At 70.3% G+C, this 20986-nt stretch carries 21 protein-coding genes; 9 read left to right on the plus strand and 12 right to left on the minus strand.

The annotated features are described in order from the left end of the window. Positions 1-132: 132 nt before the first annotated feature. The 5 genes from ACZ4TO_RS30020 to ACZ4TO_RS30040 all read right to left on the minus strand — a co-directional run bounded on the left by ACZ4TO_RS30020 (position 133) and on the right by ACZ4TO_RS30040 (position 5554). Positions 133-2160, minus strand: coding sequence for a HelD family protein (locus ACZ4TO_RS30020; RefSeq protein WP_468025888.1), 2028 nt, complete (start codon positions 2158-2160; stop codon positions 133-135). A gap of 261 nt (positions 2161-2421) precedes the next feature. Further along, on the minus strand, positions 2422-2850 hold the full coding sequence (locus ACZ4TO_RS30025) for a hypothetical protein (protein ID WP_385037982.1): 429 nt from the start codon (positions 2848-2850) through the stop codon (positions 2422-2424). Between the two features lie 24 nt (positions 2851-2874). After that, entirely contained in the window at positions 2875-4101 is a 1227-nt protein-coding gene (locus tag ACZ4TO_RS30030; protein WP_468025799.1) for a beta-ketoacyl-[acyl-carrier-protein] synthase family protein, read from the minus strand. Beyond that, positions 4098-4361 carry an acyl carrier protein gene (locus ACZ4TO_RS30035; RefSeq protein WP_382785226.1) on the minus strand — a complete coding sequence of 88 codons (264 nt, stop codon included), beginning with the start codon at positions 4359-4361 and terminating at the stop codon, positions 4098-4100. The genes ACZ4TO_RS30030 and ACZ4TO_RS30035 overlap by 4 nt, the downstream gene beginning before the upstream one ends. A gap of 113 nt (positions 4362-4474) precedes the next feature. Further along, positions 4475-5554 carry an ACP S-malonyltransferase gene (locus ACZ4TO_RS30040; RefSeq protein WP_468025800.1) on the minus strand — a complete coding sequence of 360 codons (1080 nt, stop codon included), beginning with the start codon at positions 5552-5554 and terminating at the stop codon, positions 4475-4477. A gap of 531 nt (positions 5555-6085) precedes the next feature. Here ACZ4TO_RS30040 and ACZ4TO_RS30045 point away from each other — a divergent pair. Beyond that, complete coding sequence (locus ACZ4TO_RS30045; protein ID WP_468025801.1) at positions 6086-7957, plus strand: hypothetical protein; 1872 nt, start codon at positions 6086-6088, stop codon at positions 7955-7957. Positions 7958-8196: 239 nt separating this feature from the next. Continuing rightward, positions 8197-9408: a S8 family peptidase gene (locus tag ACZ4TO_RS30050; RefSeq protein ID WP_468025802.1), complete on the plus strand. Its 1212-nt coding sequence runs from the start codon at positions 8197-8199 to the stop codon at positions 9406-9408. A 99-nt stretch (positions 9409-9507) separates the two neighbouring features. Here ACZ4TO_RS30050 and ACZ4TO_RS30055 read toward each other — a convergent pair whose 3' ends face one another. Next, positions 9508-10020, minus strand: coding sequence for a GNAT family N-acetyltransferase (locus ACZ4TO_RS30055; protein ID WP_468025803.1), 513 nt, complete (start codon positions 10018-10020; stop codon positions 9508-9510). Positions 10021-10397: 377 nt separating this feature from the next. Here ACZ4TO_RS30055 and coaD point away from each other — a divergent pair, with 377 nt between their 5' ends. Further along, positions 10398-10826: a pantetheine-phosphate adenylyltransferase gene (gene coaD / locus ACZ4TO_RS30060; protein ID WP_385037961.1), complete on the plus strand. Its 429-nt coding sequence runs from the start codon at positions 10398-10400 to the stop codon at positions 10824-10826. Positions 10827-10865: 39 nt separating this feature from the next. On the opposite strand, the gene ACZ4TO_RS30065 is transcribed toward coaD, so the two are convergent. After that, on the minus strand, positions 10866-11852 hold the full coding sequence (locus tag ACZ4TO_RS30065) for a tetratricopeptide repeat protein (RefSeq protein ID WP_468025804.1): 987 nt from the start codon (positions 11850-11852) through the stop codon (positions 10866-10868). Between the two features lie 252 nt (positions 11853-12104). On the opposite strand from ACZ4TO_RS30065, the gene ACZ4TO_RS30070 reads away from it, so the two are divergent. Genes ACZ4TO_RS30070 through ACZ4TO_RS30085 form a run of 4 tightly spaced genes read left to right on the plus strand, consistent with a single transcriptional unit; the run spans position 12105 to position 15586 of the window. After that, positions 12105-12485, plus strand: coding sequence for an effector-associated constant component EACC1 (locus ACZ4TO_RS30070; RefSeq protein ID WP_451075881.1), 381 nt, complete (start codon positions 12105-12107; stop codon positions 12483-12485). A 2-nt stretch (positions 12486-12487) separates the two neighbouring features. Further along, positions 12488-14140, plus strand: coding sequence for a caspase, EACC1-associated type (locus ACZ4TO_RS30075; protein WP_451075880.1), 1653 nt, complete (start codon positions 12488-12490; stop codon positions 14138-14140). Positions 14141-14148: 8 nt separating this feature from the next. Next, positions 14149-14943: a hypothetical protein gene (locus ACZ4TO_RS30080; RefSeq protein WP_468025805.1), complete on the plus strand. Its 795-nt coding sequence runs from the start codon at positions 14149-14151 to the stop codon at positions 14941-14943. 31 nt (positions 14944-14974) lie between these two features. Beyond that, entirely contained in the window at positions 14975-15586 is a 612-nt protein-coding gene (locus tag ACZ4TO_RS30085; protein ID WP_468025806.1) for a hypothetical protein, read from the plus strand. Here ACZ4TO_RS30085 and ACZ4TO_RS30090 read toward each other — a convergent pair. From ACZ4TO_RS30090 to ACZ4TO_RS30100, 3 genes are all read right to left on the minus strand, one after another. Then, positions 15565-16599, minus strand: coding sequence for a serine hydrolase domain-containing protein (locus ACZ4TO_RS30090; protein WP_468025807.1), 1035 nt, complete (start codon positions 16597-16599; stop codon positions 15565-15567). The genes ACZ4TO_RS30085 and ACZ4TO_RS30090 overlap by 22 nt on opposite strands. Positions 16600-16679: 80 nt before the next feature. Continuing rightward, a complete protein-coding gene (locus ACZ4TO_RS30095; protein ID WP_385037946.1) occupies positions 16680-17039 on the minus strand; it encodes a hypothetical protein in 360 nt (119 codons plus the stop codon). 33 nt (positions 17040-17072) lie between these two features. Beyond that, positions 17073-17513 (minus strand): glutaredoxin domain-containing protein, encoded by a 441-nt coding sequence (locus tag ACZ4TO_RS30100; protein WP_468025808.1) that lies wholly within the window; start codon positions 17511-17513, stop codon positions 17073-17075. Between the two features lie 251 nt (positions 17514-17764). Here ACZ4TO_RS30100 and ACZ4TO_RS30105 point away from each other — a divergent pair, with 251 nt between their 5' ends. After that, positions 17765-18058 (plus strand): ArsR/SmtB family transcription factor, encoded by a 294-nt coding sequence (locus tag ACZ4TO_RS30105; protein WP_385037941.1) that lies wholly within the window; start codon positions 17765-17767, stop codon positions 18056-18058. After that, entirely contained in the window at positions 18055-18441 is a 387-nt protein-coding gene (locus ACZ4TO_RS30110) for a VOC family protein (protein WP_382785181.1), read from the plus strand. Before ACZ4TO_RS30105 ends, ACZ4TO_RS30110 begins: the two co-directional genes overlap by 4 nt. A gap of 81 nt (positions 18442-18522) precedes the next feature. Here ACZ4TO_RS30110 and ACZ4TO_RS30115 read toward each other — a convergent pair whose 3' ends face one another. Both ACZ4TO_RS30115 and ACZ4TO_RS30120 read right to left on the minus strand, forming a co-directional pair. Beyond that, a complete protein-coding gene (locus tag ACZ4TO_RS30115) occupies positions 18523-19347 on the minus strand; it encodes a hypothetical protein (protein WP_468025809.1) in 825 nt (274 codons plus the stop codon). Positions 19348-19746: 399 nt separating this feature from the next. After that, positions 19747-20910 (minus strand): ScbA/BarX family gamma-butyrolactone biosynthesis protein, encoded by a 1164-nt coding sequence (locus tag ACZ4TO_RS30120; protein ID WP_468025810.1) that lies wholly within the window; start codon positions 20908-20910, stop codon positions 19747-19749. Positions 20911-20986 lie beyond the last annotated feature (76 nt).

Raw genomic sequence — 20986 nt, forward strand, 5'->3', positions numbered from 1 at the left:
TACACTATGGGGGGTTTTTTTTTTCCGGGCCGAAACCCCCCCCCCCTCCCTCCCGGAGAGGCGGTGGGGGGGGGGGGGGGGGGGGGGGCCCCCCCCCCCCCCCCGCCCCCACCCGAACACTCGGTGAGCAGATCACGGTGCCGCGTCCACCACCATCGTGCACAGCCTCTTCGTGGCACGCGTGAGCGCGACGTACAGGTCGCGTTCGCCGCTGGGGCGGGCCGTGGCGATCTCCTCGGGGGCGACGATGACGACCGCGTCGAACTCCAGGCCGCGGGCCTCCGAGGCCGGTACGAGGCGCGCCCACCGGGTGACACCCGCGGATGCCATCTGCCCGAACCGGTCGTCCGCGCAGATCACGGCGAGCAGTTCGCCCGGGTGGGCCACGGTCTGTGCCCGGAGTTCCTCGGCCACCGTGGTCGTGACGGTGTGCGGTGTCGCGGTGAGGTGCCGCGGAGTCTCCCCGTGGCGGATCGATCGGCTCGGCGTCTGTCCGGGGGCGATCCGCGACAGGAGGCCGTGCGTGGTGGCCAGGATCTCCTGCGTCGTGCGGTAGCTGACGGTCAGTGTGTGCAGGGCGAACCGGCCGCCGAGGTGCGGGCCCAGCGCCTGGGACCAGTCGGTGGCCACCGTCAGGGCGCCGGCCTGGGCGAAGTCGCCCACCAGGGTCATCGACCGGGCCGGGCATCGGCGCATCACCATCCGCCAGTGCATCGCGGTCAGCTCCTGCGCCTCGTCGACCACGACGTGCCCGTACGCCTGCTCGGGCGGCCCGTCCACCAGGGCCGCGGCCTCGTCCAGCAGGGGCAGATCGGCATCGGTCCACGGGGCGTCGGGAGGACGGACCAGCCGGGAGCGTTCGTCGCCCGTGAGGGCGGCCAGGTGCCTGGTCATCGTGGGAGGGTCGGCCAGCAGGGTTCGTACGAGCCCCTCGGGCGTCAGTCGTGGCCAGAGTTCCTCCACCGCGCGGTCGACGTCGCCGTCGCCCATGAGGTTCGCGTGGGCGGCCTCGGCGTCGAACACCTCGGTCGTGCCGGCGGCCGGGGTGTCGTCGAAGCCGAGCGCCCGCAGGTCGGCCGCCGCCGCGGCGTCGAGATTCATGCCCGTGCTCTCGGCGAACTCGGCGTCGAAGTGCTCCAGGGTCTCGACGGCACCGCGCTCCAGGGCGCCGGTCACCGTGCCGATCAGGTGCTCCTTGAACACCTCCCGGGCAGGGTTGTGCGCCAGACCGCTCGCGGTCGCGGCCTCGCGCGCCGCGGCGACGTCCACGCTCTCCAGGTGGACCCACTCCTGCCCGACCCGCACCCTGAAACCGCTGCCGGGCGCCTGCCGGGAGCGCACCAGGTCCGCGAGCGCCTCGGCCAGCGCCGAACTCCCCTTGAGGCGCGCGACGTCGAAGGACTCCGCGGCCGCGGGCACCACCCCGGCCAGTTCCTCGCAGGTCGCCAGGAGCACGTCGTTCTCCCCCAGCGAGGGGAGCACCTGGGAGACGTAGTCGAGGAACCGCGTGTTGGGCCCGAGGACCAGCACGCCCCGGGCGGCGGCGCCCGGGAACGCGTACAGCACGTAGGCCGCCCGGTGCAGCGCGACGACGGTCTTGCCCGTGCCGGGGCCGCCCTGCACCACCGTCACGCCCCGGTGCGGTGACCGGACGATGGCGTCCTGCTCCGCCTGCAGCGTCGCCACCGCCGAACCCATCCGTCCCGTACGCCGTGCCTCCAGCGCCTCGGTCAGGGGACTGTCGCCGACGACGTCGTCGGTCTCGGCCGCGGATCCGTCCAGGAGTTCGTCGCTCACCGTGCGTACGGCACGGTCCTCGAGCCGAAGGTGACGGCGGCGGCGTAGCCCCATCGGATGGACGGCCGTCGCCTCGTAGAAGGGCCGGGCCGCGTCCGCCCTCCAGTCGACGAGCAGCGGCACATCGCGGTCGTCCACGTGCAGCCCGACGCGACCGATGTGCAGGGCGGTTCCGTCCGCCGCGTCGATCCGGCCGAACGCCAGCCCTTCCTCGGCTCCCTCCAGCCGACGCAGGCCCCGTGCCAGTCTTTCAGCGGCCGCGTCGCGCTCGTACACCTCGCCCGCGCTGCCGGCCGGCGACCTCAGCACCTCCGCCAACTGTGCCCGTACGTCCGCCAGCCGCTCGTCGAGCAGCCCGTACATGGCGGCCACGTGAACCTGCTCCGCCTCGACCTGTTCTGCGGCACCCTCGTTGAACGGCGGCAACAGCGGTCCTCTCCTCGAATCGACCCTCCACTATGCAGCCGCATCACCCTGAAAGTAAGGCTTGACTTAGTTGTCCGAGTCGATCGTCGGGCCGTGATTCCGTGGTCCTCACCAGCCTCACAACGACTCCCCGTACGTCTGACGCGGCTTCACGCACCCGGGCTCAGGGCTCCCGCCTCACGCTTCGCGCCTCACGCCTCACGCTTCGGCCGAACCCCAGCCCCAGTTGCGGCAGTCCGCGTCGCAGTGGGCCACTCCCACCGTGCTCCTCATCGCGGCTGATCCCTCGTCGGCCAGCGTATGGCCCTTCACGAGCGTCTCCTGTCTCAGTTCGTGGACGAACCGGCCGTCGGCGCCGTTCGGTCGCTGCACCACGACGAACTGGCTGGCTCCGTCGCTCCGGGCCGCGTCGAGCACCAGCTCCTTGAGACGGGCGACCTGGTCGGCCTGCGCCGAGAGGTCCCTGACGCCGGTCTGCTGGCCGTCCGTCAACTGGAAGCGCTCCTCCACCATGGCGACGAGGTCGTCCAGCCCTTCCGGCTCCTCTCCGGCGGCTACGCGACGTGTCAGATCGTTGAGTTCGATCACCAGGGCACTCGGTCCGAAGCGGCCCTTTTCCGAGTTCATCCGTTTCTCCTTCGGAGTGTTGCGTCAGTATCTGGCCAGGACGAGCGTCGACATCAGGCCGCCGAGCCCGAACGAGTTCGAGATCGCGACGTCCGCCGTCGCGGCACGTGCCTGATGGGGAACGACGTCGAGTTCGCACTGCGGATCGAGTTCGTCGACGTTGATGGTCGGCGGAAGCTGCTTCGTGTGCAGGGCCAGCGCCGTCACCGCCGCTTCCAGGGCCCCGGCGGCACCCAGCAGATGGCCCGTCATCGACTTCGTCGAGGAGACGGGCGGGGGAACGCGGCCGAAGACGCTTCTGATCGCCCGGGCCTCGGCCAGGTCGCCGACGGGGGTCGAGGCGGCGTGAGCGTTCACGTAGCCGACGTCGGCCGGCGCCACACCCGCGTCCGCCAGCGCGGATTCCATCGACCGGACGGCGCCCTCTCCGTGCGGGTGCGGGGCGATGAGGCTGTGACCGTCCAGGGAATGCGCGTACCCGAGTATCTCGGCGAGCACCGGCGCTCCGCGGGCGGAGGCGGACGCGAGATCCTCCAGTACGAGGATGACGGACCCCTCGCTGAACACGAAACCGTCGCGGGTGCGCTCGAAGGGGCGGGACGCCGCCGTGGGCTGGTCGTTGCGTCGGGACAGAGCACGGGCGGAGCAGAAGGCCCCCATGGACAGCGGTGTCAGGGCCGCGTCCGTCCCACCGGCCAGGACCACATCCGCCCTTCCGGACATGACCAGGTCGGTGGCGCGGCCGATCGCATGGGCACCGGAGGCGCAGGCGGCGGCCAGACACTCGACCGGCCCGAGCAGCCCGAACTCCGTCGAGACGAAGGCGGCCGCGGAACTGGCCGCGCAGGAGACGTTGATCTCCGGCGGCACCGCCCTGACACCCCGGGACAGGAGCGCGGCGACCTCGGACTCCACGCGCGACGTACCGCCGTAGGCGCTGCCGATCACCACCCCGACCCGACGGGGCTCCAACTCGCCGACGCGCAGATCCGCGTCGTCGAGCGCCAGGCGGGCTGCCTCGAAGGCGAGGTGGGTAAAGCGTTCGGCCTTCCGGGACTTCTGCGGCGGCAGGGTCTTCGACACGTCGAAGTCGTCGATCTGGCCGGCGATGCGTGACGACATGCCCGAGGCGTCGAAGCGGGTGAGCGGCCCTATCCCGGACCGGCCGGCGACCAGTGCCGCCCACATCGCGTCCCGGCCGATCCCCACCGAGGTCACCGGCCCGATCCCCGTCACCGCCACGCGTCTCACGATCTGACCTTGCTCAGGACCACGTCGGCCGCGTCCTGGACGACCACCATGTGGCCGATGTCCTCGTCGAGGATCGTGACGCCGAAGCGTCCTTCGAAGAGGGTGACCGCGGTCATGAGGTCCAGCGAGTCGAGTCCGAGGTCCCTGAACACGTGCGACTCGGGAGTGATCTTCGACCGGGGGACGCCCAACTCGTCGACCAGTACGTCCACCACCTGGTTGAAGACTGCTTCGGAGCTTGTGTCCGCTGCTTCGACCACGGCTTCCTCCCAGCTCTCCTGTCGCCTGTCGCCTGTCACCTGTCGCCTGTCGCCTGTCGCCTGTCGCCGCCCCGATCCGCGGCGAGGACGTCGGACCATCGCCTGTCGTCCCGTCAACTACGTACCGCCGGAGCTACGGTGGGGACGAACGGTCTTCCGTCCGGAGCGTCGCGATCGGCCGCCACGGCGCACAGGCGTGGCGGCTGCCGTTCCGGCACATCGCACCGGCAGATCTCGCCGACGAGGCCGAGGAGGCGTGGCGGCCGGTCCGAGCCCACCTCGAGGACGTTGTCGTAGCCCTCTGAGCCGTCGGAGCCCTCGTAGCTCTCGTAGCCCTCGGACAACGCGTTGGCGACCGCTTGGCGAAAGCGGACGGGCTCGGCCACGGAGCGCACCAGGAGTGCACGGATCTCGTCGGGCCGCCTGACCCGATCCCCCGTCACGCTTGAGTAGTACGGGACGCGGGGTGGGTCGACGCGTATGTGCTCCAGCGCCTGTCCCAGGCGTTCCTGGACGGCCGCCATGTACGGGGAATGCGCGGCGAACGGCACGGGGAGGGTCCGCGTGCGCGCGGCACCCGCCGCGCGCAGTCTCGGCGCGGCGAGCGCGAGGCCTTCACGGGTGCCGGCGAGCACGGTCTGGCCGGGGCTGTTGTAGGCCGCGACGTGGACGGACACACCGCTGCGGAGCAGATCGTCGCAGACCTCCTCGACCGCCTCGTTCGTCGCCCCGATGACGGCCGCCATCGCGGTCGAGCCGTCGGCGAGGCCCGCCATGGCCTGCCCGCGGGCCACGGCGAGGCGGACGGCGTCGTCGAAGGTGAGGGATTCGGCCATGACCAGGGCTGCGTACTCCCCGAAGCTGTGCCCGAGCACGGCATCGGGTCGCGCGCCTCGGGCGCGGCAGGCCTGGGCGGACGCGGTTTCGATGGTGAGGATGGCCGCCTGCACGACGGGCTGGTCCCAGTGGGCGGTCTCGTCGAGGACGCACGCGGGGGCGAGATCGAGTCCGGCCACGGAGCGCACCCGCTCGAACAGGTCCGGTGCCGCAGAGAGGCCCACACCCATGTGGGGCTGTTGTGCGCCCTGGCCGGCGAACACCCACAACGAGCGCGGCCCGCCAGGCCCGGCGGTGGGCTGTGACGGCCGTTGCCGCTCCGAGGACGTCCGAGCGCGTTCGTACCGATGGAACATGACACCTCCTGCATGGCTCGAGCGCTCGAGGAAGGGTGATGTCGCCCCGTCGGTGCGGGCGGCTCTGCCACACGGCGCGATGGAGCGGGCGCCTCGAGACACTCGATACAGGTGCGGTGGATTCACTACAGGTGCGGTGGGATCAGCGTGCGATGGAATCAGCGTGCAGTGGGATCAGCGGCAGACGCGCTGCTGACCAGCATGCAGTGGGATGGGATCAGCGGCGGACCCGCTGCTGACGACTGTTGCACTCGTCACCCGTTCATCTTGCGGGAAAGGGGGCGGCGCTGCATGTCGAGATGGTCGTGGGCCTGGCGTCTGCCGATGGTTCTGCCCGGGTTGCGGTGGGGTGCGCTGGGGTGCGCCGCGATCGTGGATCGTCCCTCCGCATGCCATCCGCGAGCCGTCTTCCCTGTCGTCATGTACTCACATCTACGGGCTGACGGCCCCCACGCAAGGAGCCCCGCGCGCGTGAGGGGTCGCCCTGGGCCCCCGCGGACCGTTGTCGGTGCCGTCCGTCATGATCTGCCCATGACCGACAACGAGACGGCCCCGCCTCTGCTGCCCCACATACCGGACGGCCACGTGATCAGCGGCGCCCTGGGGGGTCTCGTCCATGTCCCGGACGGCTGGAGCTGGAAAACCTTCGATGACATCGAGGGCATCGGACGCTACATCGAGGGCGGTCGGGCGCTCGATCCGGGCGAACAAGAGGTCCACGTGTCCCCCGAGGGCACCTGGACCGAGCTGTTCGCCAGTTGGGCGCCCAATCCGGACGGGCACAAGGTCCGCCTTCCCGGATCGGGCACGTGGACGGACGTCATAGGACGCACGGGCGGGCTCGCCCTGCGCGCCGCCTCCCCCGCGACCAGGCCGGAGCGCCGTGAAGTGGTGCTCCGCTTCCTGGAGATGTGGGCGGGGACGCCGTTCGCCGATCCGGCCTACCGCTACCGCGTGGGCCGGCTCGCCGGACCGGTCTCGTTCAACGCCCGCGACCACCACGGGGCGTCGTTCGGCCTGCATCTGCCGGGGGCGCGCAGAACCCTCTACTTCGAGGCCCTGCTGCCCGGTGGCGAGGCCGCCCCGCGCCCCGAGGAACCGGTCCACGTCGTGGACTGCCCGCACGCCTGGGGCACTCCCGAGCAGCTACGGCGACTGGTGGAACTCGTCCGGGAGCGCGGCCCGGTCGCCTGGGACGCGGACGCGGTAGTCGCCCTGAGCGAGGCGACCGGACTGAGCCGCCCCGCCGCGGCCCTCGTGCTGGCCGGCAACCCCGGCTCGGGCACGTACTACCTGCCCTACCTCGACCAGCACGAACGCACCGTCCTCGGCTTCAAGAACGGTGAACTCGATTCGGCGCGCGCAGAGTTGATGATGCTGGGGGACGTGGGAAGGAGCGCCCTGCTCGCCGACGTGATGCCCGAGGATCCCGCGGATCTGTGGGAGCCGGGTGGCCTGGCCCGTGTCGCGGGTCGTACCGCCACGGCCTGGGCGCAGCAGCGCGGCGCCCGTCCGGCCCCGCCGTGGAGCACCTGGCAGGCGGCGGTCGCCCTGGGGACCCGCATGCCGGCCGCCCATCTGTGCCATCTGTTCCTCGACCCCACGAACTCCGCCGTGCCGCCGGGCTTTCGACCTGCTGTCCCCCTCGGCCCGGTCGAGCGGCGCGGCCCGCAGAGCCCGTGGGACGTCACGGCCCGGTACGAGGCCGACTTCCTCGTGGACGCCGTCTTCGCGGGACTGGCATGGGCCTACGCGGACCTCCCCGCCGGAGACCCCGTGCGCGAGGGGATGCCCGAAGTGGTCCGCCACTTCCGCGAGTTGCTCGCTGTGGGCGACGCCTCGGCCGGGTTCCTGCACGAGAGCATGGCCCGCTACAGCGGCGGGAACCGGCGGTCGGACTGGCTCACGGAGGGCCCGTGCGACCGCATCACCGCCCGCGTCGCCGCCGGCGAACTGCCCCCGGGCCGCTACGAGTCCGACCCGCGCGCCTGCGCCCCGGACGTGGTCGCCGACGTCGCCGCCACCCTCGGCCTGTCCGAGGACGCCGCCACCCTCTACCTCCAACTCCTGCTGCTCCCCGCCCCGTCGGACCGCAACGTACGACGCTGGAACGCCTGGACCCCGGCCCGGCACAAGAAGGCCGCGGCAGAGCTGACGGTGCGGGCTCTGGTCGTCGAGGACCGCCGAGCTCGCTCGGGACGGACGCTCTTCCTGCCCGGCCCGTGGGCGCACGCCAAGAAGCCTCTGCCGCCGATGGAGACCTGGAAAGCGCCGCTGATCGGGGCGCAGTTGAAGTTCTCCGGGGACGAGGTGTGGACCTTCGAACTCCTGCCGGACACGCTTCCCGCGCTGTTCACGGAAGCCTGGCGCCTGGTCCGCGGGGGTGAGGGACCGGTGGCCTGACGGGCGGGTGCCAGAGGCCGCTGTCCTTCCTGCGGGCGCCGCGGTGACGTGACCCCTCGTGGCCGCAGTGCTGCGCAGCATGACCACGCGTGACAGATTGATGACGTGTGCATGTAATGCCTTTCCGGTCGACGGACCCGGAACCCATGGTCGCCGTGTGGCACCGACCCGAGTGCCACCCAGGGTTCGGCGGGGATCCGCACCAGGATTCCGCGCCCGATCGCAAAGGACCTCTCCACATGGCAGCAGTACGCACCATGAAGCGGCGCATCTCCGCGGTGATCGCCACGACGGCCGCCGCGGCGACAGCCGTCGGCGCCCTGTCCGCTCTCCCCGCCGAGGCCGCGCCGGCCGAGGGAACCGTGTTAGGGGCGCATTCCCCCGATGCCGTTCCCGGCAGCTACATCGTCACGCTCAAGAAGAACGTCGGCTTCAAGGCCACAGCTCCGCGCGGAAAGAGCCTGGTGGCCGAGTACGGAGGCACCGTCAGGCGGACGTTCACCTCCGCGCTCAACGGCTACGCGGCCCACCTCACCGGCGACCAGGCCCGAAGGCTCGCGGCCGACCCCGACGTCGCCTCGGTCGAGCAGGACCAGGTCGTCCACGCCCTCGGCACCCAGACCGACGCCCCCTGGGGGCTGGACCGGATCGACCAGGCGAACCTTCCGCTGAGCGGCACGTACACCTCTCCCGACGACGGGGGCAGCGGGTCGACCGTGTACGTGCTGGACACCGGCGTGCGGATCACGCACCAGGACATCGCGGGCCGCGCCTCCTACGGCTGGGACTTCGTCGACAACGACGCCACCGCGCAGGACGGCTACGGCCACGGCACGTTCGTCGCGACCGTCGCCGCCGGAACGACCTACGGCGTGGCCAAGAAGGCGAAGATCGTCGCCGTCCGGGTCCTCGGCAACGACGGCTCCGGCACGACCGCGGGGGTCATCGCGGGCGTCGACTGGATCACCGCCAACCATGTGGCCGACTCCGTCGCCAACGTCTCCCTCGGCGGCGGCGCCAGCACCTCGCTGGACACCGCGGTGAAGAACTCCATCGCCTCCGGGGTGACGTACTCGATAGCTGCGGGCAACTCCGGCGCCCTGGCGTCCAACTACTCCCCCGCCCGGGTCACGGAAGCGCTGACCGTCGGCGCGACGACCAACGCCGACGCACGCGCGAGCTACTCCAACTACGGCTCCAGGGTGGACCTCTTCGCCCCCGGCTCCGCCATCACGGCGGCCTGGAACACCTCCGACTCGGCCACGTACACAGGTAACGGCACATCGTTCGCCGCCCCGCACGTCTCCGGGGCCGCCGCCCTCTACCTGACGGCGCACCCGGGAGCTTCCCCCGCGACCGTCGGCAGCGCGCTGGTCAACGGCGCGACCGGCGGAGTCCTCAGCGGCGTCGGCTCTGGATCCCCGAACAAGCTGCTGAAGCTCGTCCCCTGAGCGAGGGCATCGGCTCCTGACACAACGAGGCTCGGCCGGCATCCGTCGGTCGAGCCTCCTGGGCGCCCGGGGTCCGGAACCGAGGTGTCGCGCAAGGGCTCAGCTCCGTACGGCCCCGGTCAGCGGGGCCAGTACGCGCCAGCCCACCGTCTCGTACAAGGCCCGCCCCTCCGGTGTCGCGACCAGCACACCTGTCGAGGCCCCCTGACCGGCCGCGGCCTCGACGAGGGCGTGCATCAACAGGCTTCCCAGACCCCGGCGTTGATGAGCGGGGTCGGTCTCGACCTGGTCGACGACGTAGGCGGAGCCCGTGACGGCGACCTGGCCGCGCGCGGCGAAGGCGCCATCGACGGATCGGACCAGGGCGCGGGTGAGGCCGGCCCGGGTCCAGGAGTCCAACCGGTAGCCTTCGGCGATTGCGGGCGGGGCTTCGGCACGAGCGGGGCGCGAAGGAGCGGTCATCAGAAAGCCGGGTCCGCCGGCGAGGGACCAGCCGGGCCCGAGCCAGGACGCGAACAGGTCCGGCGGCGTGGGCGCCTTCAGCCAGACACCGGGGGCGGTCGTGTTCTCGGTGATCTTACGGACGACCGCCTCGTCTGTGGCCGACAACACGTGCCGCGCGACATGCCCCGGCAGGCCGACGTCAATGGTGAACCCCCAGGCAGAAGCCACAGGTTCGGCCGCACCACGCGATACGGCCCACCCATGAGTCCATGCACGTATGGCCTCGACCGTGCTCAAGTACGACAAGACGCCCCCCGGTGCGGCTGGTTACTGACTGGAACGCGCGGCCGCGCGCGAGTTCACCTTATTGCACATGCCTCGCAATAACGATCAGCCCGCAGGAGTTGGACCCGCACCCTGTGGCCGCCACCGTTGCATGTGGCGACGCGGCTGGTCTCAGCACGGTGCCCATGTGCTGGGCAGGGTGAAGTCGAGTGCCCTGGAATCTCACTGCCGCGGACGGCCGCTTGTTAGTCTTTCCGATCATGCGAGCCCTCTTCCCAGGATCCTTCGACCCGGTCACTCAAGGGCACCAGGACGTACTCCGGCGCGCTGCCCTCCTGTTCGACGAGGTCGTCGTGTGCGTGATGTTCAACGCGAGCAAGACCGGCCGACTCCCCGTCGAGGAACGGCTGGAGCGGCTCCGCGCGGCGGCCGCCGGCTTGGGCAACGTCACGGTCGACTCCCACACCGGTGGCCTGCTCGTCGACTACTGCCGTCGAGCCGGGATCGACGTCGTCGTCCGTGGAGTCCGCGGCGTGCGCGACCTGGACTACGAAATGCCGATGGCCCGCATGAACCACGAACTGGCCGGAGTCGAAACGTTCTTCATCGCCGCGGACCCCGCCCTGGCCCACATCTCCTCGACCCTCGTCACCGCGGTGGGTCAACAGGACCGTGTCCCCGAAGGATGACGTGAGCGAGCCGCGGTCTGCCCCAACCACCTGCGCACCTCAGCCGCTCTGGAAGCGGCGGGCCTCGGCGACGAGTTCTGGGGGCAGGGCGGGATCGGAGCAGGCGTGGTCGATGAGCAGGTCGCGATACGGGCTGTCCGGGAGGTGCTGGGCCAAGCCCATGAGGTCGCGCAGGTCGTCGGTTGAGCCCGTGAGCCGGGCGCGGTAGGCGGCACCGGCCGCGCGAAGCGTGATCTCGTCGGGCTCATGCTCCAGCCCTCGTCCGACGAGGTCGACGGCGGCGGTGAAGTCGCCTTGTTCGGCGTGGAGGTCGGCCAGGTCGAGATACAGCGACCAGTTGGCCGGATCCAGGGCGAGAGCGCGCTCGAAAGCCGCCGCGGTCCGCTCGGCATCACCCAGCTTGCGCCAGGTCCCCGCCCGTACGACTTCCGTCAGCATGATGCGTTCCATGGCGTCCGCCCGGTCGCAGAGGGCGAACGACGCGTCGGTGAGACCGCAGGCGCGCAGGAAGATCGCCATCTTGGCCATCGCCTCGGGCACCGGCTCGCGGTCACAGACCACGTCGATGACGTCGAACCAGGGACGGAGCTTCTCCCGTGTGTCGGGGAGATCCAGAGCATGGTCGTAGTCCGTCGTCCGCATGACGGCTTCGGCCAGGGCGTCGGCGGTCACCGCCTCCAGGAACCGTGCGTCGCTGAACCAAGGGGCTTCGGCCCAGGCGATGGTGGGCTTGGCCCCCGTGACCGATCCGATCGCCATCACCGCGGTGTCCATGTCGTTCTCGACGAAGCTGACGTACGACCGCGCCAGCACCGCCGGCAACGAGCCCCCACCTTCCAGGAGTTCCGCCAGGTCCGCCCGCCGCTCCACCCACAGTTCGGCGAGCACCGCGTAGGGTTCCGGATCCTCGGGGGCCGCGGCGATGGCGCGGGCCACATAGTGGACGGCCGCCGCGGAGCTACCCCCACAGTGCGCCATCACCCGCGCAAGCCCGATCCCACCGGCCACCGCTCGATTCGACGTCATCCCAAGATCGTAGAACGTCGAACGAGCCGCTCCGCAGGCGCCTCGGCGCAGAGCGGCTTCGGCAAGCTCGGTGGTCACGACGTTCTGGGCAAGCCCTGTCTGCCGGTTCCTCAGGAACCAGTGGGCCACGGCCGCCCGGGCGGACACCGGGGATGTCCTGCTTCCCTGATTCGCCTCCATGGAGCAGCCCGACTTGCCACAATGATCCCGCGCCGCGGGATGGTCGGACCCGTGGCCGATCGGGGGACTGCCATGGATGTGCTGCTGGAGCTGGTGCCGGAAGAGGCCGCGAACGCGCAGGAGAGCGAGCGGCTGGCGCTGCGGCTCCGCGCCGAACTCCGCGGGAAAGGCTTCCACACCTCGCAGGTGTTGGCGGACGCTGCTCCGCCGGCGCGCGCCAAAGGGGTCGACCCGCTCACCGCGGGTGCGACGGTCCTGGCGCTGAGCGCTCCTGGCGGAGTGCTGACCTCGTTGGTCGGTCTGCTGCAGGACTGGCTCGGTCGGCAGTCCGCGCGGCATCGGCTCTCGGTCACCATCGACGGCGACATGGTGGACGTGGAGCATGCGACGCCGGAGGAACGGCGGCAACTCATCGACGCGTTCGTGCGCCGCCATGGCGCGAGTGGGGAGTAGTCGTGGGACGCCGATTCGCCTTGCTGGTCGCCACCTACGAGTACGAGGACGAGGGGCTGGCGCAATTGACCGCGCCCGGCCACGACGCGGAGGCGCTGGCCGAGGTGCTGCGCGATCCGGACATCGCCGGGTTCGAGGTGACGATCCTCGTGAACGAACCGCAGCACCGAATCGGCGCGGTCCTCGGCGAATTCTTCCGCGACCGCCGCTACGACGATCTCACTCTGCTCTACTTCACGGGACACGGTCTCAAGGACGAGGAAGGCCGGCTCCACCTGGCCACGACGGACACCCGTCGATCCAACCTCATGTTCACCTCGCTGTCCGCGGAGCGCATCGACCAGGCGATGGACAACTGCGCGGCACGGCGGCAGGTGCTGATTCTCGACTGCTGTTACAGCGGCGCCTTCCCCGCAGGCCTCGTCGCCAAATCGGATGACGACGTGCACACGCTGGACCGCTTCCGGGGCAGCGGCCGCACGGTGCTCACCGCGTCCGACGCCACGCAGTACTCCTTCGAGGGAGACCGACTGCAGGGCCGCGCGCCCCGGTCCGTGTTCACCGGGCACCTGGTGCAGGGACTGCGTGACGGCAGCGCCGACCTCGACGGCGACGGCAACATCACCCTGGACGAGCTGTACACCTACGTCCATGACAAAGTCGTCGCCGAGATACCGCAGCAGCGGCCCAAGAAGCAGGAGAACGTAGAGGGCCGCACCGTGATCGCCCAGAACGTAGGCTGGGATGTTCCCGCACCGCTCCGGCACGACCTGCTCAGCCCTCGCGTCACGGACCGGCTCGGCGGAGTCCAGCAACTCGTCCACCTGTACAGGACCGGCAACAACAGGGTCCGCACTCGCACGGCGGAGCGGCTACGGCTCCTGACGCACGACGACAGCCGCGCCGTGGCCGCCGCGGCCGCCACGGCGGGTGAGGCCGACGGAGTCCTCCCGAAGACTGCTCCGGGTTCGGCGGACATCGACAGGATGCTCGACCAGGCCATGAAGGAACGGGATGCCGACAAACTCGACCAGGCGGAGGACCGCTACTGGTCGGCCCTGGACCTTGCGATAGAACACGGAACCAGAAAGCAACAGGGCTGGGCCTGGGACGGACTCGGATCCTGTCGGTGGCGAGCCAGGGACTTCACCATGGCCCTGAGGTTCTTCACACGTGCCGACCGGCTCGCCGACGAGACGGGCGACGCGCTCCTGAAGGCCTGGAGCCTGCACAACTTCGGCACGTTTCAGCGCGAGCACCACGATGTGGCGGCCGCCAAGGACTTCTTCGAGCGGTCCCTGGCGGTGTCGGACATCCATCACTGCCACACGGCGGCCGGCTGGACCCACCACCAGTTGGCCGAGCTGGCACGAGACCACGGGGACACGCGCCAGGAGCAGGAGCACTACGAAGCCGCCGCGCGGGCCGGGTCGGCCGGAGACAACCCGCATCTGGAGGGCTGGAGCCTGATTCACGTCGCAGAATGCGCGGAACGCTCTGGCGACGTGTCACATGCGGCCAAGCGCTATGCACAAGCCTTGGAGGTCGGCACAAGGATCGACCAGCGATGGATGGTCGAGAGAGCCGAGTTGGGGCTCGCACGGATCACCGATCCGGCTGACCGCAACCCGGACCATGACGAGGATCGAACCTGAGCCTGCTCATGGACTCCAACCGGCTTCCCGTACGGGACCCGCGCGCTCGCGACCTCGTTCTCGACTACGCGGACATGCACGCCCTGGTCGCCGATCTGGTTCTGCCCGGTGACGCGTCGATGTACGTCATGAGCGCTATGGAAACCTCCCGTGAGCTCATCCGGCACTCCTACTACCGGTACGAGTTCGCCACTGCCGCCGTCACGCATTCCCTGTTCGCCCTGGAGCACGTCCTCGCCGAGCGGCTGGCCGCGGAGGAACCGCTCCGCGTCCTCATCGAGCGGGCCACCGGCGCAGGGCTCTTCACGGCCGGACTCGCCGCCGAACTCGACCGCGGCCGGGTGCTGCGCGACAAGCTCGCGCAAGGCTCCGAGTCGAGTGCCGCCCTCAGCCCGCTCCGGGCCGTCGAACTGGTGCGTGCCGTCTTCGATGCCGTCTCCCTGCTCCTTCGCCCACCGTCCACGGCGCAGGCGTCAGCCGCCGACACGGGCGGAGCACAGCCCGACCGCGGCCTCGCCCGGCTGTGGGAGGACCACCTGCGCGCGCCGTTCCCCGACGGCTTCCGCGGCGTGGACTTCGACGGCGTGGACCTGGTCCTCCTGGACGCCGACGTGGCCGGCCTCGTGCAGAGGGAACTGCAGGGCGGACTCGACGACGACGGCATCGCCCACCTCTGGGGCTGCATCGCCGACCTCGACAGGATCGTCCCTCTGATCAACGAGGAGTACTGCGCCTCCTACTTCACTAAGCTTCGGACCGTGGCCCAGGTCGCAGCAGCGGCCCACACACCGGCCGCGACCTGACCACCAAGATCGATGACAAGGAGGCTGGCGCGTGGCGGATCACGACGGCGGTGACCCCGCGTCGGTGGCGTTGGCGGGTGACCGTTTGCGGGAGGGGGTCCGGCCTGTCGACGTGTTCGCCGAGATCGCTTCGCGGACCGGGGACTGGGACGGCGCGGTGTGGGCCGTGTGTCTGGCGCTCGGTCTGTCGGCCCCCGACATGCGACTGCTGGGCTCGGACCCCCGCGAGGTCTATGCCGAATTCCGTCCGGGCGAGGAGGACTTGTGCGGGCGGGTCCTGGAGATGCACGGCGTGTTCGACGTTCCCCGACTGCTGGACGAGCGCGAGTCGGAAGTACGGCGTCTGCTGAAAGAAGCCTTCGGGGCCTCGGGTGGCATCTCGACCGGCGTCGCGCTCGGACTGATCCGCAATCTCTTCAAAGGCGAACTGGCGGCGGCCTTCCTCTGCCTCGCCCGAAGACAGCCCCGTGCCCCGCGCGGCAGGCCCGTGGACTTCTGGAACGCGTTGTGCGCCGCCGGTGCGCTTCTGGAGACCGGTGACGACGACCAAGGCAGGGCGGTGCGGGAGGCTCTCGGGCGGTGTCGCCAGAATCTGGCCGACGCGGCGGGCACGGCGGACGGTCAGGTCTCCTCGGGCGCGTGAGGTCCCTGGTTCGCATCCGGCGCGGGTGTCGACGCTTCGCAGGGTTCGCCGACAGCTTCGAGCAGTACGGGTTCGAGTCGGCGCAAGACGTCGTCCAGGCCCGGCTCCTCGTTGTTGGAGAGGATCACCACGGTCGTGTCGTGGGCGGGCAGCCAGCCCAGGAAGGACTGGTATCCGGGGTTGTCACCGATGTGGAAACGCACGGTGTGCCCGGCCAGGGTGCCGAGGGCGTAGCCGTATCCGTAGCTGTCGGCGAGTGCCGGCCCGTCGGTGCCCCAGGCGCCTGCCATGGAGGCGTGCGGAGCCACCATCGCCTCGCGCGAGGAAGCGGTGAGCAGGTCTCCCGCGTTGAAAGCAGCGGTGTAGCGAGCCAGTTCACCTACGGTCGACCAGAGATCACCGGTGCCCGGCATGGCGGCGAACTCCGGGACGTCCACCCGCCGGCCGTCCCGGTAGCCCCGGGCTGCCAGTTCGAGCGGGGTCTCGCCGACGCACGTCGACGACATGCCCAGGGGCCCCAGAACCTGCTCGGTGAGGAAGTCGGCGTACCGCTGTCCGGTGACGCGCTCGACGATCAGCGCGGCCAAGAGGTAGCCGGGCGAGCTGTAGTGCCACGTGCTGCCGGGTGCGGCGCGAAGCGGCACGTCCGCGAATCGCTCGAGGAACGAGTGGGCATCGCCAGGATGGTCGACGTCGAAGCCGGGGAGCTCCCGCCAGTGCCCCAAGCCCGATGTGTGCGACAGAAGTTGATGCAAGGTCAGCGTTCGCCAACGGTGGGGGCAGTCGGTCAGCCAACGCGCAATGGGGTCGTGGAGACCGACCTTTCCTTCCTCCGCCAGGAGCATCACCGACGCGGCGGTGAACTGCTTGCTCACCGAGGCGATCTGGAAACGGGTGTCCGTCGTGCACGCCGTGTCCGTCTCGGCGTCCGCCACCCCGGCGGACGCCCGCACGACGGTCGCTCCGCCGCGAGTGACGAGGATGGCACCGGAAAATCCGTCGATCGTCTCCACACGGCAACGATAGGCCGAGAGGGTCGGCGGGGTGGGCGTCGGCCGGGATCCACCACGGGGCGTCGAGTTCCGCGCTTGATTCAAGGGTTCGTCCGGGCCTCGCGCTCGCTCACCCGCTGGCGCGCCGCTTCCGCCGCCTCGGCCCATTTCCTGTCGATCTCTTCCGGCCGGTGGTGGCCGCACTCGACGACGTTTCCGGCGCCATCGGTCACCTGGACGTCGAAGTCACCGGCCTCGATCCAGACCGTCACGTTCTCGATCCCGGCGGCCCGGTCCTCCTCGTTCACCCAGGACGTGATCGAGAAGGCCAACTCATCACCGTCGTAGTCGGATCGGATGCGGAAGGTCTCATCGGGCCTCAGCCAGCGGTCCTCCCCCAGTGGCTCCAGCCACAGCACGAGCCAGCCCTTGTTGTCGTTGCGAACGTCCATGACTGCCATGGCCGCACAGTAGGGGCACAAGGGCCGCGCACGTCAGCTGGGGTGACCGGAGAGCTTCTCGCGTACCCAGTCGGGATCGGGGTTGGTGTGCGGCCGGCCCGCCATGATGACGGTCGGCACGGTCTCGTTGCCGTCGTTGACCGCCCTGACCGCCGCGGCTCCTGCCGGGTCGCGCCAGATGTTGACCCAGTGCAGCCGACGGGCGCGCCGTCCCAGTCGGAGGCGCAGGCGTATGCAGTACGTGCAACCGGGACGCCAGTACACGACGGGCCGGCTGTCGACCTCGCTGCGGCGCTGCGCCTCCCCCGCCCCGATGGACCTCGGGAAGATCAGGGGCGAGTTCACGCCCGCGAGCACCAGGAACGCCGCAAGCACTCCCGCGGCTGTGGCGGGGCTCCCCCTGAGGAACGTCGCCGTGGCGACGGCCGAACCGCAGAGCACGAGCAGCAGGGGCAGGAACCAAGGACGCATCATGCTGCCGCAGGGTACCGGCGAGTCGGCGCGCGCACCGGACCAGGCCGCCCTGCCTCCGCCTCCGGCTCGGCCCCTCCGTCTCCGTCCATGAATCCGTCTCCGACCAGGGCTCCGTCTCCGACCATGCCTCCGCGCCGTCCCGTCGATTCCTCCAATTGAGGCGTCTCATCAGTTCGTCTCGTCGATTCGTCTCGTCGATCGGGTGAAGCTCGACTTGATAGGCAAGTCAACACTTGCCTATGGTGGTGACCGTGGCAGAAGATGTCTTCAAGGCGCTGGCCGACCCGACGCGTCGGCGGATCCTTGACGAGCTGGTGGAGCGGAACGGGCAGACCCTGTTCGAGATATGCACACGGCTGGTGACCAAGCACGGTCTGGGGCTGTCCCGTCAGGCGATCAGCCAGCATCTGGCCGTGCTGGAGTCCGCGGGACTGGTCGTCTCGCGTCGCCAGGGCCGGTACAAGTTCCACGACCTCGACACCGAACCCCTCGAGCGCATCGCGACCCGATGGCTCAGGCCCGACACATCGGAGAGCACCGAATGAGGATCCACCTGTCCAGCGTCTTCGTCGACGACCAGGAGAAGGCCCTGCGCTTCTACACCGAGGTGCTGGGATTCGTGAAGAAACACGACGTCCCCCTGGGCGAGCACCGGTGGCTGACCGTGGTCTCGCCGGAGGATCCCGACGGGACGGAGCTGCTGCTCGAGCCGTCCGGCCACCCCGCGGTGCAGCCGTACAAGACGGCGCTGGTCCAGGACGGCATCCCGGCCACCGCGTTCGCCGTGGAGGACGTGCAGGCGGAGTTCGACAGGCTGCGCGAACTCGGGGTCACCTTCACCCAGGAGCCTCTGGAGATGGGTCCGGTCACCACCGCGGTCCTGGACGACACCTGCGGCAACCTGATCCAGATCGTCCACAGCAAATAGCGATCGACTCATACCCCGGCCGCGATTCCCGGCCCGCGTGCGAGCCGGTTCGACCGTGGGGTCCCTGGGGGCGCGCGGATGTCACCCCTCCTTCACCGGATCGATCCCGTACAGGGTCGCGGCGGCCGCCGCCCCCTTCGCGTCGCACGATTTCTGCTGGTCGGCCGGGGCGACCCACAGGGGTACGAAGCCTGACGCGGCGGACGAGGACTCCATCCGCAGGCGGTGACAGACGCCGTTGATGCGCAGAGCCAGGACGTAGACGTCACCATCCCCCGCGGCCTGCCCGGAGATCACATCCACGGTGTCCTTCGCGCCGACCAGCCGCTTTTCTTCGAGGAAGTCGAGCGCGCCCTGCGGCGTATGCGGGTAGCCCTCGGTCGTCAACGGCCGGTAGGCGTACGGTCCTGTGGGCTGCCGGGCGAGGAGCGCGCCCATCTCCGCCACCGGACTGCCGGGTCGGCCGTCGGTCCGCGAAGCCGGGCAGGTCATGGCGGACCGGTCCACGCTGTAGGAGCCCAGACCGAAGGTGTAGCGGTAGCAGCGGACGGGATAGGCGTCCGCTGCGGCGGACCCGTGTCCGGGCGGCAGCAGCCCCAACATCACCTGTGCCGTGTGGACGTGAGGGTCGGACCGGTCCCGCGCATGGCCGATGCTCAGCAGGGCCCCTCCGTGCGCCTCGACCTGGGCCACGATCGTGCCCTCGGTGAACTGTCCCCCATAGGCGTGGCCGCCCGAGTAAAAGCCGGCGTTCAAGTCGCCGCGCAGGTCGTCGGCGAGAGCGGCGGCCTGGGCGTCGACAGCGGTCGTGTCCGCGCCGGCACTCCTTTGGAAGAGGAGGGTGCCGACAACTCCCGCGGCCGAGGCGACGAGCACGGTCGCCACCCGTATGAGGACCCGCACCAAGGCGCCCCGGTTCCGTTCCGGCCCGGACTCGGGCTGTCGGTCTTCCTGAACTCCTGCCGTGTGAACCGTCGTCATACCTGTTCCCGTGGGTGCTGCGCCCTTCCCGGGCGGAGTGGGACGGACTCCTGCGGAGCAGGGCGAGGAGTTGTGACTCGCCGCCAGAGTGGATCATAGATCCGGCCCGCGCGCGAGGTACGGGAGCGGTCGCGACTCGTCAATCACCGCACGGCTCGGGGATGTTGACGGCGTGGAAGCCGTCCGTACCAGGGTCATGCCGTGCGGTCCGATTCGTGCCACGACGGTGTGGGACCGGCGGTACGAAGTGCACCGGCCCCACACCGTGCGCCCGACGTACGAGCAGCAGTCCGACCGCTCGTACGACCTGTGGCGCGGCTGTCGTTACAGGTGGGTGGGAAGCGGGGCCAGGGTGACCGTCGAGGTGAAGATGTCGCGGTCGTTCTGGCGGGCGGTGACATGGACGCGGGTGCGGCCGAGGGAGTCGGCGGGGTGGGCGTCGGCCAGGATCCAGCACGGCACGTCGAGTTCCGCGTAGCGGGTGAAGACGGACTCCATGCCGACGGCGATGGTGGGTGTGGGGTGGGCCAGGGCCTGGGCGGCCTGGCGTGCCGCTTCGAGCAGCAGCATGCCGGGGGCGTGGTCGACCGCGTGGTCGAAGAGGATCGGGTGGGTGGTGTCGGCCCTCAACTGCCAGCGGTCGGGGGTGTGGGTGGGAGACAGCACCACGTCCTCGAAGCCGTCCCGGCCCACGGGTCGCGGGGACGCCGGGGGCGACAGCGGCAGGACACGAAGCGCGGCGATGTCGGCGTACCGGCCGCGCAGCCGCTCGTACACGGCTCGGTCCTGGATGGTGAAGCGGGAGTGCGCGGTGGCGAACGGGGCACCGTCGCGCAGGACTTCGACGCTCAGGGCGATCGAGGCGGCGCGGTCGCGGCGGTAGGTGACCTTCGGGCACGTGATGCGCAGTTCGACGAGGGCGGGTTCCGGGTCCGAACCCGCGCGCAGGGCGACGGGGCTTTCGGGGCCGGCGGGTGTCGCGGGTGCGGAGTCGGAGCCGACGTGCGGCGCGAGCGGGCCTTCGAGGCCCATGGGTATCTCCGGGCCCGCGGCCGGGGCCGGAGTCGCCATGTGCCAGTCGAGGTCCTGCCACAGGAGCTGGTGGCCGAGCGGCACGGCGTAGGCACCGTGCGAGAGCAGCGGCAGGGTCTGGCGGATCGTTTCGCTCAGCAGCATCGGGTCGAGGAGGCCGTGGCGGGTGCGGTAGAAGCGGTGGTCGCGAGGCCATTCGGCGGTGACGGTGAAGGCGTCGGGACCGGTGCGCTCCCAGGTTCGGAGCAGCACCTCCTCCTGCCTCGTCTTGTGCGTGTAGGTCTGCGGTACGGGTGCGAGCGAGCCGGTGGTGAACTCCCGTACAGCGGTGGCGACGGGCTCTCGTACAGCGGTGGCGACGGGTTCCCGTACGGCGGTGGTGACGTGTTCCCGTACCGCGGTGGTGACGAGTTCCTGGACGGTGGTGACCTGTTCCTGGACAGCGTTCGACGGCATGACTGAATCTCCCCCTGGGTTCAGCACGAGATGGAAGCCGGTCCCCGTTTGGTCGTCGGGCCCGACTCGAATAACA

Source organism: Streptomyces sp. NPDC028298 (assembly GCF_055565895.1).